The organism is Salmonella sp. 32120201201600049SM, assembly GCF_017572835.1.
GTDB classification, from domain to species: domain Bacteria; phylum Pseudomonadota; class Gammaproteobacteria; order Enterobacterales; family Enterobacteriaceae; genus Salmonella; species Salmonella enterica.
In genome coordinates this window covers 1123895-1138580 of record NZ_JAGESA010000001.1, presented here as the reverse complement: position 1 = coordinate 1138580, position 14686 = coordinate 1123895, and the positions used below count along the sequence as shown (strand labels likewise).

Genomic DNA, 14686 nt, shown 5'->3' with positions numbered 1-14686 from the left:
TATTCTGTGAAAGAATTCACAAAAAAATGAAACCAGAATGCAAAACAGCATTTGTTCCTTATATCATAATAATAACTATTCTCAATTTTAAAGGGATAATAAATAGATTAACGATAAAAAAGAAGATAAATAATCATTCCAGTAAATAAAAAACCGCAACCGGTATAAAGAAAAAGATAAGACCAATATTGTACGGGATCGGCATGGCGATAGACATAAACCGGTTTTCGCGCATTTTTGACAACTTTATCTACCGCGCCGGTTCGCCAGCCTTTCCAGGCCTCACGGAAGCAAAAAAGCGGGAGTAGCAGAAAGGCTAATATGACAAATATCGTCTGTACATCCATGATCATTTCCCTTTTTTCTTTTCCAGTTCAAGCAATTGTTCCGGCGTAACGGCCGGATACCCCTGGGCGTCATTCGGCACCTGATGCTGCGTGGGAATAGGTACCAGCGGGCCTAAAAAACGCGGTTCGCGTTTAAAAATATAGAGATCCGCCAGCGCACTAAAGCGGGCGCCAAATTCGCGCAGGCGCACTGTCAGCATATTTTTGGGTGAAGGTACCGCGTAACACTGCGCCTGAATGCCCATATGCAACGCAATAAACAAGGCGCGTTCGCAGTGGAAGCGCTGAGTGATGATAATAAAGTCGTTGGTATCAAACACTTTGCGGGTACGCACAATGGAGTCAAGCGTACGGAAGCCAGCGTAATCAAGCACAATGTCCGCAGGATCGACGCCCGCCGCGATAAGGTCTTTGCGCATGGTCATCGGTTCGTTATAGCTTTGCAGGGCATTGTCGCCGCTGAGCAGCAGGTAATTGACTTTACCGCTATTGTAAGCGTTTAACGCGCCCTGGATACGATAACGATAGTACTGATTAATGACACCCTTGCGATAGTATTTGGCTGTCCCTAACACGACGCCAACCTGGCGGTAGGGGAGATCCTGTAGCTCGTCATAGATATAGGGCGCTGTTTTCCAGCTCATCCACCGATCGAGGCCAAGCACCGTCAACAGCAGCAAGCCTACCAGGACCAACAGGCTGTAAAACACGCGCTTTAACATGCAGGAAACTCGATACCAGGATGAAAGTACGATCAGGCTACTGTACCCGAAGACGTAGCGCAAGAAACCGCCGTCTGATTGCGGAGATTTTCAGCATGATTTCCCTTGTATCGAGTCGCGGGTGAGGAGAGTCAGGCCGGATAAGACGCCAGTGCGTCGCTATCCGGCACATTTGCTTAGCCGAGAAGCACGCGGTCAATATTATGGCAACCTAACGCTTTCAGCGTTGCGGCGGTGGCATCCCATTGAATTAATGCTGCATCGCCTTTTTCCGCCAGAATCGCACGCTGAATATCCGCATAGTCATAGCCATTGAGACTCAGCAGGTTTAGCGCGCCTTGCAGCGGGGGAAGCGTAGGGTTAAAGGCGGCGTTTTCCGCATAGCTGCCGGTGAAAATACGGCCATCTTTACATTCCAGCGCCACGCCGCTCGGTGAGTGGCTATAAGGCATATGGCTCTTATTGGCTGCCGTAATCGCCGCTTGCGTTAGCGTATCGCCCGTTAACGTAAAGCCATGATCCTGCTCGTCCATCAGCAGCGTTTTGATCTCCAGATCTTTTGGCCCGAAAGCGTCAGGCAGATAATCGCGTAACGTATGCGGCGCGCGGCCCGGCAGATGAATGCGCAGATCCAGACCGCTGTTCAGCTCGTTCATAAACTGGCGACAGTGGCCGCAAGGCGTGTAGTTAACGGTGACGGCGGCGAGCCCTTTTTCGCCGCGTAGCCAGGCGTGGCTAATCGCGCTTTGTTCAGCATGCACAGTTTGTTGCATGGTGGCGCCCAGGAACTCCATATTCGCGCCGAAATACCAGTTGCCGCTAACGCCGCGCGCAATCGCGCCGACGTTAAAATGGGACAAATCGGTACGGGCGCAGGCCGCCGCCAGAGGTAACAGTGCGAAAGCCAGCGCGTCTTCGTCCAGTCCCGCCGTATTTTTAAGCGTCGAGACCTGCTCTGCGGTCAGCATGGCGGGAAAATGGTGGTCCGCCAGGATAGGGGCCAGCGCTGATTGCAAATTATCCGCAAGCTGGGCAAAAGCAGTTTGAAAACGTGGATGCATGGCGTTGCCTCATAACAATGTAATGGAACCGTAGTTTACGGGCCTGCTATGTCTTAATATGTGATCTAAATCTCATTGCTTATGCAACTTGTGAAACTTCAATGAAAAATGCGCGACGTATCGCAAATTTTAACCCGGTCTTTTGTCCCGTCGTTAGCGCATTACCGCCAGAATGAGCGGAAACAAAAAGGGCGCTACCAGCGAGGTAATAATGCCGCAGATCACCAGCGCCAGGGAGCTAAACGCGCCTTCCTGGTAATCCAGCTCGGCACAGCGCGCAGTACCGAGCGCATGTGAGGCGGTCCCCATTGCCAGCCCGCGTGCGGCCTTAGTACGGATGTGCATCGCGTTTAACAGCGTGTGGCCAAACACCGCGCCCAGAATACCGACAAAAATTACGCATACCGCGCTGATCGCGGGGATGCCGCCGATGCTGCCGCCCACCGCCATCGCGATAGGCGTAGTCACGGATTTAGGCAGTACCGATGCCGCGATTTCAGGCGTTGCGCCCATCAGCAAGGCAACGGATGTCCCGGTAATCATCGCTACCAGACTGCCGACAAAACAGATGCTAATAATGGATTTCCAACGCGCGCGAATCTGGTGCAATTGTTCATAAAGGGGATAGGCCAGTGCCACTACCGCCGGTTGCAGCAGATCGTTAAGTACTTCGCTGCCTTTGAAGTAGTGCTCGTAGGGAATACCGGTCAGCAACAGAAAAGGAATAATGACTACCATTGCCACCAGCAGCGGATTCAGCAACGGCATTTTAAAATGCGCCGCCAGTCTGCGGGCGGCGAAAAATACCGCCAGCGTCAGCGGTAACGACCACCAGATATATGTCATCATTTTTTCGTTCCCTTCTGCCCAACCACTTTACGCTCACCGTGTATCAGATGTGAACTCCAGCTTACGACCACAAAAACGACCAGCGTACTGATAGCGCAAGAGACCACCACCGGGCCGAATTGCGCGCGCAGTAAGTCAAAATATTGCATGACCCCAACGCCAATCGGCACAAACAGCAACGCCATATAACGAATCAGCACATAACAGCCGGGGTTAACCCACTTTGCCGGCAGAATTTGCAGCGCCAGCAATACAAACAGAATTAACATCCCGATAATGCTGCCGGGAATAGTGATAGGAAGCAGTGATGCAAGAAAAATGCCTGCGTACAAACAGGCATAAATCAATACAAAAGCGCGTATATATTGCCAGATAATATTCAGTGACTTACTCATGTTTAAAGCCCTTGATGAGATGGATTCATCATACAATTAAACGTTAAAACGTGCTACCGATCACATCATGAATTCTTAGCATAGTGGGTATAGACAGCAGGAACATCGGGCAATGCCCCTGGTCGGCGGCGTTAAACTTGGGCTAAAAAATACAAAAAGCGGCTCAGGGCCAAAGACGGCGTCTCATTCTTACGCCAGAACATCCCTACGCTGCCTTTTTGCTCAATTTTTGGCAAGTTTAAAATCGCCAGTTGCCCCTGGCTGGCATAGCGTTGCGCCAGCCGTAAAGAAAGAATAGAGATCATATCGCTGCTTTGCAGCAAATTGGTGCTGACGTTCATTGACGCCGATTCAATGGTGTTTTCCGGGAGCATGACGCCATTATCGACGAGGGCGTTATCAATACTGATGCGAATAGGGGTGCCGGTTGGCCAGACTATCCACCGCCAGTGCGCCAGATCGCTCCAGGCGATCTGCGCTCGCGCGGCCAGCGGATGGTGCGGACGCGCCACAAAGCAGACCGGCTCGGTATAAAGTACCTGATAATTAAGCGGCAGTTGCAGGGCGCGTCCGCCGACACGCCCTACCACCACATCCACCTGACCGGCAAGCAAATCGTGCAGCAGCGGCGTCATTACCTTCTCTTCAATATTCAGATGCAGCGTCGGCATTTCGTTAAGCAGGCTCAGAATCGCCTGTGATACGCAGTCAGTCGCCACGGGCGAACAGCCGATCTTCAGGCTGCCAACCAGGCCGCCCTGCTTGAAACGGGCGATTTCATACTGTGAACGCTCCAGATCGTTAATTAGGCGCTGGGCGTGCTGGAGCAGTAATTTACCGCCTTCCGAGGGGCGTAGTCCTTTACTGTGGCGCTCAAAAAGCGTGATGCCTATCTCATCTTCGAGTTGAGATAGCCACTTCGATAGCGCCGGCTGGGAGATATTCATCATCCGGGCGACGTGCGTCAGGTTGCCCTGTTCGCCCAGCGCAACCAGCGTTTGCAGGTGATGTAATTTCAATTTCTGCGCCCAGTTCGCCATTCGCTATAACCTCCAGGTTATGTCTCTGCCTGAAAAGCCATTGTACATTTTATCGCTCACTCTACAAACTCGTAACATAGCAAACATAAAAACAACATCTATCTCCCTGCACTGAGGCATTAGCTATGACTCAACGACGTGATCTACAAGCCCTTATTGATGCCGCGCCCGTCGGCAAAATGCAGTGGCGCGTTATCATCTGCTGTTTTCTGGTGGTTATGCTCGACGGTTTCGACACCGCCGCGATTGGCTTCATCGCCCCGGATATTCGTACCCACTGGCAGCTAAGCGCCAGCGAACTTGCGCCGCTGTTTGGCGCAGGGCTGCTGGGGCTTACGGCCGGCGCGCTGCTATGCGGGCCGCTGGCGGATCGCTTTGGCCGCAAGCGGGTCATTGAGCTTTGCGTGGCGCTATTCGGCGCATTGAGCCTGCTTTCCGCTTTCTCGCCGGATATAGAAACCCTGGTGTTGCTGCGCTTCTTAACCGGTCTGGGACTGGGCGGAGCGATGCCGAATACCATCACCATGACGTCGGAATACCTTCCCGCTCGTCGACGCGGAGCGCTGGTCACGCTGATGTTCTGCGGTTTTACCCTGGGGTCGGCGATGGGCGGGATTGTGAGCGCGCAACTGGTGCCGCTGATTGGCTGGCACGGAATTCTGGCGCTAGGCGGCATCTTGCCTTTGATGCTGTTTTTCGGCCTGCTGTTCGCGCTGCCGGAATCTCCCCGCTGGCAGGTACGTCGCCAACTACCGCAAGCCGTTGTCGCCCGGACGGTCAGCGCCATTACCGGCGAGCGCTATCACGATACGCAATTCTTTCTGCATGAGACGGCAGCCGTCGCCAAAGGCAGTATTCGCCAGCTTTTTGCCGGGCGACAGCTTGTCATTACCCTGATGTTATGGGTGGTGTTCTTTATGAGCCTGCTCATTATCTATCTGCTTTCCAGCTGGATGCCGACGTTACTTAACCATCGAGGTATTGATCTGCAACAGGCGTCGTGGGTGACTGCCGCATTCCAGGTTGGCGGCACGCTTGGCGCGCTGTTACTCGGCGTGTTGATGGACCGGCTTAACCCGTTCCGGGTACTGGCGGTGAGCTATGCGCTGGGCGCAGTTTGCATTGTCATGATAGGCCTGAGCGAAAACGGCCTTTGGCTGATGGCGCTGGCGATTTTTGGTACCGGCATCGGTATTAGCGGTTCCCAGGTCGGGCTGAATGCTCTGACGGCGACGCTGTACCCCACCCAAAGTCGGGCGACGGGCGTGAGCTGGTCGAACGCCATTGGACGCTGCGGGGCGATTGTCGGTTCGCTCTCCGGCGGCATGATGATGGCCCTCAATTTCTCTTTCGATACGTTGTTTTTTGTCATTGCTATTCCGGCGGCTATCAGCGCGGTAATGCTTACCCTGCTGACAGTGGTTGTCCGCCTTTCGATTTCTGTACCTGACGACCTGCCGCGTGCCAGCGTCGTAAACGAATAAGGAGAATCTCCATGTCTGAAATAAATCAGAACGTAAAAGATAGCCGTCAGCAGTATTACCAGCATATTTCCGGGCAGAATCTGACGCCGCTGTGGGAATCGTTACATCACCTGGTACCGCAGACGCCAAACGCCAACTGCGCGCCGGCCTACTGGAATTATCAGGAAATTCGTCCGCTACTGATGGAAAGCGGCAATGTCATTGGCGCGAAAGAGGCGATCCGCCGGGTGCTGGTGCTGGAAAATCCGGCATTGCGCGGTCAGTCGTCGATCACGGCGACCTTATACGCTGGTTTACAGCTGATCCTGCCCGGCGAAGTCGCGCCGAGTCATCGCCATAACCAGTCGGCGCTGCGTTTTATCGTCGAAGGTAAAGGCGCATTTACCGCGGTGGACGGCGAGCGCACGCCAATGCATACCGGCGATTTTATCCTGACGCCGCAGTGGCGCTGGCACGATCATGGTAATCCGGGATCAGAGCCGGTGGTATGGCTGGATGGTCTGGATCTGCCGTTAGTCAATCTCCTGGGCTGTGGTTTTGCGGAAGACTATCCCGAAGATCAGCAGCCGGTGACGCGAAAAGAGGGCGATTATCTGCCGCGCTATGCAGCGAATATGCTGCCGCTGCGCCACCAGCGCGGGAACTCGTCGCCGATTTTCAACTACCGTTACGACCGCAGTCGCGAGGCGTTGCACGATCTGACCCGTATGGGCGATCCGGATGAGTGGGAAGGCTACAAGCTGCGTTACGTTAATCCCGTCACCGGCGGTTATCCGATGCCGTCGATGGGCGCGTTCCTGCAACTGCTGCCAAAAGGCTTTGCCTCGCGTGTGGCGCGGAGCACCGACAGCACTATCTACCACGTCGTTGAAGGGGCAGGGCAGGTCACTATCGGCAACGAAACTTTTCATTTTTCCGCAAAAGACATTTTTGTGGCGCCGACCTGGCATGAGGTGTCGTTTCGCAGCAGCGAAGACACGGTGTTATTCAGTTTTTCGGACAAGCCGGTTCAGGAAGCCCTGGGGCTGTTCCGCGAAGCACGTTATTAATTAGGGAGAGAGAACATGACCAAATATGTATTCCAGCCGCAGGCCCCAGTGACAGTACCCGTGGCGGGCAGTGATGAGCAGTTTCCGGTACGTCGCGTTTACTGCGTGGGTCGCAACTATGCCGCCCATGCCCGTGAAATGGGCTTTGATCCCGATCGTGAACCGCCGTTCTTCTTTTGTAAACCAGCGGACGCTGTCGTCCCGGTAGCGGAGGGGGATACCCTGGAACTGCCGTATCCGGCGCAGACCGATAACTACCATTATGAAATTGAGCTGGTGGTGGCGATTGGTAAAAAGGGGAGCGATATTCCGCTCGAAAAAGCCCATGAATATGTCTGGGGATACGCCACCGGTCTGGACATGACGCGTCGCGATCGTCAGATGGAAATGCGTCAGATGGGACGCCCGTGGGAAATCGGCAAAGCGTTCGATCTCTCCGCGCCCATTGCGCCATTACACAAAGCCGCTGAAACGCATAATGTGGATAACGCCCCTATTTGGCTACAGGTTAACGGCGAAGACCATCAACGCAGCGATATTCGTCACCTGATTTGGTCGGTGAATGAAACCATCAGCTATTTGTCCGGCTTTTTTGAATTGCAGCCAGGTGATTTGATTTTCACCGGTACGCCAGAGGGGGTGGGCGCCGTGGTGAAAGGGGATGTCATCACCGGGAACGTAGAAGGTCTGACGCCGATTGCTGTGAAAATTGTCTGAGGTGAACGATGAAGCTGTACAGTTTCTTTAATAGTTCGGCGTCTTATCGTGTACGTATTGCGCTGGCGTTAAAGGGGATTGATTACCAGACGGTGGGCGTCAATATTCGTATCGGCCAGCAGAATGCGCTGGCCTACCGACGGATGAATCCGGTAGGCCTGGTGCCGACGCTGGTCACTGATGACGGCGAATCGTTGGGGCAATCGCTGGCCATCGTCGACTGGCTGGACCGACATTTTCCGCAAACGCCGCTGCTGCCGACGAGCGACCCGGCGCGCAGCCAGGCGCTGGAAATTGTCTACGCTATCGCCTGCGATATACACCCAATCAATAACATGCGCGTGTTGCGCTACCTGACCGATGAGCTGAAGGTTAGCGAAGAGGATAAAAAACGCTGGTACGCCCACTGGATACAGCAAGGGTTAAGCGCGGTAGAGCAGCTATTGCGTAAAAGTCAGTCCGGACGATTCTGCGTGGGCGACGCGCCAGGACTTGCGGACTGCTGCCTGATTCCTCAGTGGGCGAATGCGCTCAGGATGGGCTGCGATTTATCAGGCTATCCGCGCTGTAAAGCCGTTTATGACGCCTGCGTACAGCTACCGGCGTTTATTGCCGCCGCGCCGGAAAATCAACAAGATAAAATCCCGGCCTGAAAAGGAGAATGACCATGACTCACGTGACAAGCGCAATTATTGTAGGTGGCGGAATCGGCGGCGCGGCGACCGCGCTGTCGCTGGCGCGCCAGGGAATAAAAGTCATGCTGTTGGAAAAAGCGCACGAAATTGGCGAGATTGGCGCGGGTATTCAGCTTGGGCCGAACGCTTTTTCGGCGCTGGATAGTCTCGGTGTGGGCGATGTTGCCCGCCAGCGTGCGGTGTTTACCGATCACATTACCATGATGGATGCCGTGAATGCCGAAGAAGTGGTATGCATTGAAACCGGACAGGCGTTCCGCGACCATTTTGGCGGGCCGTATGCGGTAATTCACCGGGTAGATATTCATGCAACGGTATGGGAAGCGGTGCTGACGCACCCTGGCGTGGAGTATCGTACCTCGACCCATATTGTCGATATCCGCCAGACGCCGGATGACGTTACGGTGTTTGATGAGCAGGGAAATAGCTGGACGGCGGATATTCTCGTGGGCTGCGACGGCGTTAAATCGGTCGTGCGGCAAAGTTTACTCGGCGACGCGCCGCGCGTAACGGGGCATGTAGTCTATCGGGCGGTGATTGATTGCGACGATATGCCGGACGATTTACGTATTAATGCGCCGGTGCTGTGGGCAGGCCCGCATTGTCACCTGGTCCATTATCCGCTGCGCGGAGGCCAACAGTACAATCTGGTGGTGACATTCCACAGCCGCCAGCAAGAAGAGTGGGGCGTGAAAGACGGCAGTAAAGAAGAGGTGCTCTCTTATTTTGCCGGTATTCATCCCCGCCCGCGTCAGATGCTGGATAAGCCGACCTCCTGGCGCCGCTGGTCGACCGCCGATCGCGAGCCGGTCGCAAAATGGGGAACCGAGCGTATCACTCTGGTGGGCGACGCCGCGCATCCGGTGGCGCAATATATGGCCCAGGGCGCCTGTATGGCGCTGGAAGACGCCGTCACGCTAGGCAAAGCGCTGGAACGCTGCGACGGCGACGCGCAGCAGGCATTTGCGCTGTATGAGTCGGTGCGTATTCCCCGCACGGCGCGTATCGTCTGGTCTACCCGCGAGATGGGGCGTCTCTATCACGCCGCCGGGGTGGAGCGTCAGGTGCGTAATCTGTTGTGGAAAGGGAAATCGCAGGAGGCGTTTTATCGCGGTATCGAATGGCTGTACGGCTGGAAAGAAGATAACTGTCTTGAGCCGCGTTGAGCACTTTACGTGACGTAGCGTGGCGTTTGCGCCGCCACCCGGCAAAAAGTTTTGCTCATCGCAGAGAGGCGTTATGATAGCGCCTCTTTTTTTGCTGTGGATACCGATATGCGTGTTTTACTGGCGCCGATGGAAGGCGTGCTCGACGCGTTAGTGCGCGAGCTGCTGACCGAAGTGAATGATTACGATCTCTGCATCACCGAATTTGTGCGCGTGGTGGATCAGCTGCTGCCGGTAAAAGTGTTTCATCGCATCTGCCCGGAGTTGCATCACGCCAGCCGCACGCCGTCCGGCACGCCGGTGCGTATTCAGCTTCTGGGCCAGCATCCGCAGTGGCTGGCGGAAAACGCCGCGCGGGCGACGGCGTTGGGATCGTATGGCGTGGACCTGAACTGCGGCTGTCCGTCAAAAGTGGTGAACGGCAGCGGCGGCGGCGCGACATTGCTCAAAGATCCCGAACTCATCTATCAGGGCGCGAAAGCGATGCGGGCCGCGGTACCGTCGCATCTGCCGGTGACGGTAAAAGTGCGTCTCGGCTGGGATAGCGGCGATAGAAAATTTGAAATCGCCGATGCGGTGCAGCAGGCCGGCGCCAGTGAACTGGTGGTGCATGGCCGTACCAAAGCGCAGGGCTACCGCGCCGAGCATATCGACTGGCAGGCGATCGGCGAAATACGCCAGCGTCTGACTATTCCGGTTATCGCTAATGGCGAAATCTGGGACTGGCAGAGCGCGCAGGCATGTATGGCGACCAGCGGCTGCGATGCGGTGATGATCGGCCGTGGGGCGTTAAATATTCCTAACCTGAGCCGGGTGGTGAAGTATAACGAGCCGCGTATGCCGTGGCCGGAAGTGGTGACGTTATTACAAAAATATACCCGACTGGAAAAGCAGGGCGATACCGGTTTATATCATGTCGCGCGTATTAAACAGTGGTTGGGATATTTACGTAAGGAATATATTGAGGCGACGGAACTCTTTCAGTCGATTCGGGCGTTAAACCGTTCATCCGAGATTGCGCGGGCGATTCAGGCTATTAAAATCTAATCTCTACAGCGTCCAGAACGTGTGCCGGGCAGATACTATCGCTGCCCGGCGCAGGAATCAGAAAATCATCTTAAACACGCCCGTTACCACCAACAGCCCAATCAGAAAAATAATTAAGATTGCCCATAGAAGAATTTTCATTGTTTGTCCCTTTATTGGTAAATACAAACAAAGTATAGGAAAGTATTAAGCCATCTGCTGCTTTGTTGGGCGCGGCGACGTTTAACTCATGAAGGCTGCTGGCGCGTATTGCAGCAAAATCGTTCATTTATTAACGGGTTAATGGGGCTTTACATTGAATCATTACATCAAAAAATGTATCAGATGAAATTATTTGCTAATCATATAAATTTCAAAATATGTCTTTTGTTGTCTGATGATGTATTGCCACGCGTAACTAAAAAATAGATCGCCGTAAGACGTACTCTCTGCGCACCTTTTTTTATCAGAACACCTCCATGAATCGTAATTCTTTCCTTGCCGCGACAGCGAGCTTACCGCTTTTTATTTTGCTGGCGGGTTGCGCCCCCATGCACGATACCCGCCAGTCGCTGACCCAGCAGACGCCCTCTTCTCATGTTGATTCCAGCCTGCCGGCGGCATTGAAAAACGGTTGGCCGGATAGCCAGTGGTGGAAGGCGTATCACGATGCGCAGCTTGACGCGCTGATCGATAATGCCATACAGCATTCGCCGGATATGCAGGTGGCTGAACAGCGTATTCAACTGGCGGAAGCGCAGGCGAAAGCGGTTGAGGCGCAGGACGGCCCGCAGCTCGACTTTTCTGCCGACATTGAGCGCCAGCGAATGTCCGCGGAAGGGCTGATGGGGCCATTCGCGATTACCGACCCCGCGGCGGGAACGACCGGGCCGTGGTATACCAACGGTACATTCGGCCTGACGGCGGGCTGGGATCTGGATTTATGGGGGAAAAACCGCGCTGAAGTTACCGCGCGGATCGGGGCGGTCAAAGCGCGCGAAGCGGAGCAGGAGCAGACCCGACAATTGCTGGCAAGCGGCGTGGCGCGACTCTACTGGGAGTGGCAGACGCAGGCGGCGCTGAAAAATGTGCTGATGCAAATCGAGCATGAGCAGCAAAACGTGGTGACGGTAAACCGGGAGCTGTATCAACACGGCATTACTTCTTCTGTTGAAGGGGTCGAGACCGATATCGACGCCAGCAAAACCCAGCAGCAGCTGAATGACGTTAACGGTAAAATGAAGGTTATTGAAGCGCGGCTCAGCGCGTTAACCAATACGCAATCGGCGGCGCTCAAGCTGCGTCAGGTGAGTCTCCCCGCCGTTGAAAGCCAGTTACCGTCGCAACTGGGGTATTCGTTGCTGGCGCGCCGGGCGGATCTACAGGCCGCGCACTGGTACATTGAATCCTCGTTGAGCAGCATTGACGCCGCGAAGGCCGCGTTTTATCCCGATATCAATCTGATGGCTTTTTTACAGCAGGATGCGTTACATCTGAGCGATCTGTTCCGCCATTCCGCACAGCAATATGGCATTACCGGCGGGCTGACGCTGCCGATTTTCGACAGCGGCAGGCTGAATGCCAACCTCGATATCGCCAAAGCGCAAAGCAACCTTTCTATCGCCAACTACAACAAAGCGGTGGTAGATGCGGTTAATGATGTGGCGCGCGCCGCCAGTCAGGTAGAGACGCTGGCGCAGAAAAATCAGCATCAGCAGCAGATTGAGCATGACGCGCAGCGTGTGGTCGGTCTGGCGCAAGCGCGCTTTAATGCCGGCATTATTGCGGGTTCCCGCGTGAGCGAGGCCAAAATCCCGGCACTGCGCGAGCAGTGTAACGGCTTGCTGTTGCAGGGCCAGTGGCTGGATGCCTCTATTCAGCTTACCAGCGCGCTGGGCGGCGGTTATCATTCCTGATTTTTCCGGATGATTCAGACAGGGTTCCTATACTTAGGCTGTGTATGATTCATCCGGAGAGGAATATGACCAAAGTCGCAATTGTAACGGCATCAGATTCGGGAATTGGCAAAGCGTGTGCGTTGTTATTAGCACAAAACGGTTTTGATATTGGTATCACCTGGCATTCCGATGAACGCGGCGCGCAGGAGACGGCAAAAAAAGCGGCGCAGTTTGGTGTGCGGGCAGAGACCATTCATCTTGACCTGAGCCAGTTACCCGAGGGCGCGCAGGCCATTGAACATCTTATCCAGCGCCTGGGGCGCGTTGACGTGCTGGTCAATAATGCCGGGGCGATGACCAAATCCGCGTTTATTGATATGCCGTTTACGCAGTGGCGGCAAATTTTTACCGTGGACGTCGATGGCGCGTTTCTCTGCGCGCAGATCGCCGCCCGGCATATGATTAAACAAGGAGAGGGAGGGCGCATTATCAACATCACCTCCGTCCATGAGCATACGCCGCTTCCGCAAGCCAGCGCCTATACCGCGGCGAAACATGCGCTGGGCGGATTGACTAAATCCATGGCGCTGGAACTGATTGAACATCATATTTTGGTCAACGCCGTCGCGCCAGGCGCTATCGCCACGCCGATGAATGATATGGATGACAGCGACATTGAGCCGGGATCGGAACCCTCGATCCCTATTGCCCGACCGGGTTCTACGCATGAAATAGCCAGCCTCGTCGCCTGGCTGTGTTCGGAAGGAGCAAGCTATACCACCGGTCAGTCGCTGATTGTCGACGGCGGATTTATGCTGGCGAATCCGCAATTCAACGCAAAATAAACGCCGGGTGCCGGATGGCGGCGTTATGCCATCCGGATACCATCGGGTTTAACGGGCCTCCGCTTTGCTGCGTCTTTTCAGCCACCAGCGCACGCCCACCACCAGGACGATGGCCAGAATCAGCCAGACCCCGTGCCTGAGATGCTGATCGAGGTCGTGCAGCCATGGCGCGATCACCTCGCCGCCAAGATATCCCAGCGTGGTAAATAGCAGCGCCCAGATCAGCGCGCCTACAATATTCAGCGGCAGAAAAATTTTAGGCGGCAGGCGGCTGGCGCCAATCAGCAGCGGGCCAACCACCCGGAAGCCATACATAAAACGCGTGCCGATCACAAACAGATACGGATGGCGTTGGATCATTTTCTGCGCGCGACGAATCTTCGTATGATAACGCGGGAAACGACGCAGGATCTTCCCGCCATAGCATCGTCCTAACAGGTAAAGTAGCTGATCGCCCATCATCCCTCCCAGCGCGACGGCCGCCGCCACCAGCGGAAACTTGAGTAATCCCTGATGCGCCGCGACGCCCCCCAACAGGGTAACGGTTTCACCTTCGGCCATACTGCCGATAACCAGCGCCGCATAGCCATAATGCGTAATAAGCGTGTTGATATCCATGCGTAAACCACCTCCGGCATTAAGCATACACCCTGGCAAGAGGCGTGCGCGGCAAAGCCGACGTTTTGCCGGAGACTATTTTGCCATTGCTCATAAAATAACCAGAAACTGAATTATACTTGAACATACTGGCATCTGAGGCAGCAGAAGGGGGCAGTATGAACCATGTATGGGGGCTTTTTTCCCATCCCGATCGGGAAATGCAGGTGATCAAAAGCGAAAACGAAACCGTTTCGCATCACTATACGCACCATGTTTTGCTGATGGCGGCGATTCCCGTCGTCTGCGCCTTTATCGGCACGACGCAAATCGGCTGGAATTTTGGCGACGGCAACGTGTTACAACTCTCGCTGTTTACCGCTTTTGCGCTGGCGGTCTTGTTCTACGGCGTGATGCTGGCGGGCGTCGCGGTGATGGGACGCGTCATCTGGTGGATGGCGCGAAACTATCCGCAACGGCCATCGCTTGCGCGCTGTATGGTTTTTGCCGGCTATGTCGCGACGCCGCTGTTTTTAAGTGGTCTGGTGGCGCTCTATCCCCTGGTATGGCTATGCGCACTGGTCGGCGCTGTCGCGCTTTTTTACACCGGCTATTTGCTGTATTTGGGTATTCCGACTTTCCTTAACATTAATAGAGAGGAAGGATTAAGCTTCTCCAGTTCGACGCTCGCTATCGGCGTGCTGGTCCTGGAGGTGCTACTGGCGATCACCGTGATCCTGTGGGGATACGGCTACCGCCTGTTCTGATGAGAAAAAGGGCTGGCGCAAAAGCCAG

17 protein-coding genes are annotated in these 14686 nt (G+C 54.7%); 9 read left to right on the top strand and 8 right to left on the bottom strand.

Annotated elements, in window-relative coordinates:
- Positions 1 to 107 precede the first annotated feature (107 nt).
- From J4650_RS05730 to J4650_RS05705, 6 genes are all read right to left on the bottom strand, one after another.
- On the bottom strand, positions 108 to 353 hold the full coding sequence (locus J4650_RS05730; RefSeq protein WP_000605187.1) for a DUF2542 family protein: 246 nt from the start codon (positions 351 to 353) through the stop codon (positions 108 to 110).
- Complete coding sequence (sanA, locus tag J4650_RS05725; RefSeq protein ID WP_000920081.1) at positions 350 to 1069, bottom strand: outer membrane permeability protein SanA; 720 nt, start codon at positions 1067 to 1069, stop codon at positions 350 to 352. Before sanA ends, J4650_RS05730 begins: the two co-directional genes overlap by 4 nt.
- Before the next feature lie 176 nt (positions 1070 to 1245).
- Positions 1246 to 2130, bottom strand: coding sequence for a cytidine deaminase (gene cdd / locus J4650_RS05720; protein ID WP_000553526.1), 885 nt, complete (start codon positions 2128 to 2130; stop codon positions 1246 to 1248).
- A gap of 153 nt (positions 2131 to 2283) precedes the next feature.
- Entirely contained in the window at positions 2284 to 2979 is a 696-nt protein-coding gene (locus tag J4650_RS05715; protein ID WP_000989296.1) for a CidB/LrgB family autolysis modulator, read from the bottom strand.
- On the bottom strand, positions 2976 to 3374 hold the full coding sequence (locus J4650_RS05710) for a CidA/LrgA family protein (RefSeq protein WP_000045719.1): 399 nt from the start codon (positions 3372 to 3374) through the stop codon (positions 2976 to 2978). The genes J4650_RS05715 and J4650_RS05710 overlap by 4 nt, the downstream gene beginning before the upstream one ends.
- Before the next feature lie 131 nt (positions 3375 to 3505).
- Positions 3506 to 4414 (bottom strand): LysR substrate-binding domain-containing protein, encoded by a 909-nt coding sequence (locus tag J4650_RS05705; RefSeq protein WP_000024658.1) that lies wholly within the window; start codon positions 4412 to 4414, stop codon positions 3506 to 3508.
- A gap of 125 nt (positions 4415 to 4539) precedes the next feature.
- Here J4650_RS05705 and J4650_RS05700 point away from each other — a divergent pair, with 125 nt between their 5' ends.
- The 6 genes from J4650_RS05700 (at position 4540) to dusC (ending at position 10572) form a co-directional block, all read left to right on the top strand.
- Complete coding sequence (locus J4650_RS05700; RefSeq protein WP_000194222.1) at positions 4540 to 5898, top strand: aromatic acid/H+ symport family MFS transporter; 1359 nt, start codon at positions 4540 to 4542, stop codon at positions 5896 to 5898.
- 11 nt (positions 5899 to 5909) lie between these two features.
- A complete protein-coding gene (gene gtdA, locus J4650_RS05695; protein ID WP_001289857.1) occupies positions 5910 to 6947 on the top strand; it encodes a gentisate 1,2-dioxygenase in 1038 nt (345 codons plus the stop codon).
- Positions 6948 to 6962: 15 nt separating this feature from the next.
- A complete protein-coding gene (locus tag J4650_RS05690; RefSeq protein WP_000170626.1) occupies positions 6963 to 7664 on the top strand; it encodes a fumarylacetoacetate hydrolase family protein in 702 nt (233 codons plus the stop codon).
- A gap of 8 nt (positions 7665 to 7672) precedes the next feature.
- Positions 7673 to 8317, top strand: a complete 645-nt coding sequence (maiA, locus tag J4650_RS05685; protein ID WP_000781183.1) for a maleylacetoacetate isomerase — start codon at positions 7673 to 7675, stop codon at positions 8315 to 8317.
- 14 nt (positions 8318 to 8331) lie between these two features.
- The gene (locus J4650_RS05680) at positions 8332 to 9525 is read left to right on the top strand and encodes a 3-hydroxybenzoate 6-monooxygenase (protein ID WP_000150103.1); all 1194 of its coding nucleotides are present in this window, start codon (positions 8332 to 8334) and stop codon (positions 9523 to 9525) included.
- 108 nt (positions 9526 to 9633) lie between these two features.
- On the top strand, positions 9634 to 10572 hold the full coding sequence (gene dusC, locus J4650_RS05675; RefSeq protein ID WP_001264839.1) for a tRNA dihydrouridine(16) synthase DusC: 939 nt from the start codon (positions 9634 to 9636) through the stop codon (positions 10570 to 10572).
- 57 nt (positions 10573 to 10629) lie between these two features.
- Here the strand turns inward: dusC and yohP are convergent, their stop codons facing one another.
- Complete coding sequence (gene yohP, locus J4650_RS05670; RefSeq protein WP_000698460.1) at positions 10630 to 10713, bottom strand: small membrane protein YohP; 84 nt, start codon at positions 10711 to 10713, stop codon at positions 10630 to 10632.
- Between the two features lie 317 nt (positions 10714 to 11030).
- Here yohP and mdtQ point away from each other — a divergent pair, with 317 nt between their 5' ends.
- Both mdtQ and J4650_RS05660 read left to right on the top strand, forming a co-directional pair.
- Positions 11031 to 12467 (top strand): multidrug resistance outer membrane protein MdtQ, encoded by a 1437-nt coding sequence (gene mdtQ / locus J4650_RS05665; protein ID WP_001081457.1) that lies wholly within the window; start codon positions 11031 to 11033, stop codon positions 12465 to 12467.
- 65 nt (positions 12468 to 12532) lie between these two features.
- Positions 12533 to 13294 carry an SDR family oxidoreductase gene (locus J4650_RS05660; protein WP_000169608.1) on the top strand — a complete coding sequence of 254 codons (762 nt, stop codon included), beginning with the start codon at positions 12533 to 12535 and terminating at the stop codon, positions 13292 to 13294.
- Between the two features lie 48 nt (positions 13295 to 13342).
- Here J4650_RS05660 and J4650_RS05655 read toward each other — a convergent pair whose 3' ends face one another.
- Positions 13343 to 13912 (bottom strand): DedA family protein, encoded by a 570-nt coding sequence (locus tag J4650_RS05655; protein WP_023242136.1) that lies wholly within the window; start codon positions 13910 to 13912, stop codon positions 13343 to 13345.
- Positions 13913 to 14070: 158 nt separating this feature from the next.
- On the opposite strand from J4650_RS05655, the gene J4650_RS05650 reads away from it, so the two are divergent.
- A complete protein-coding gene (locus J4650_RS05650) occupies positions 14071 to 14658 on the top strand; it encodes a Yip1 family protein (RefSeq protein ID WP_001017057.1) in 588 nt (195 codons plus the stop codon).
- Positions 14659 to 14686: the final 28 nt, after the last annotated feature.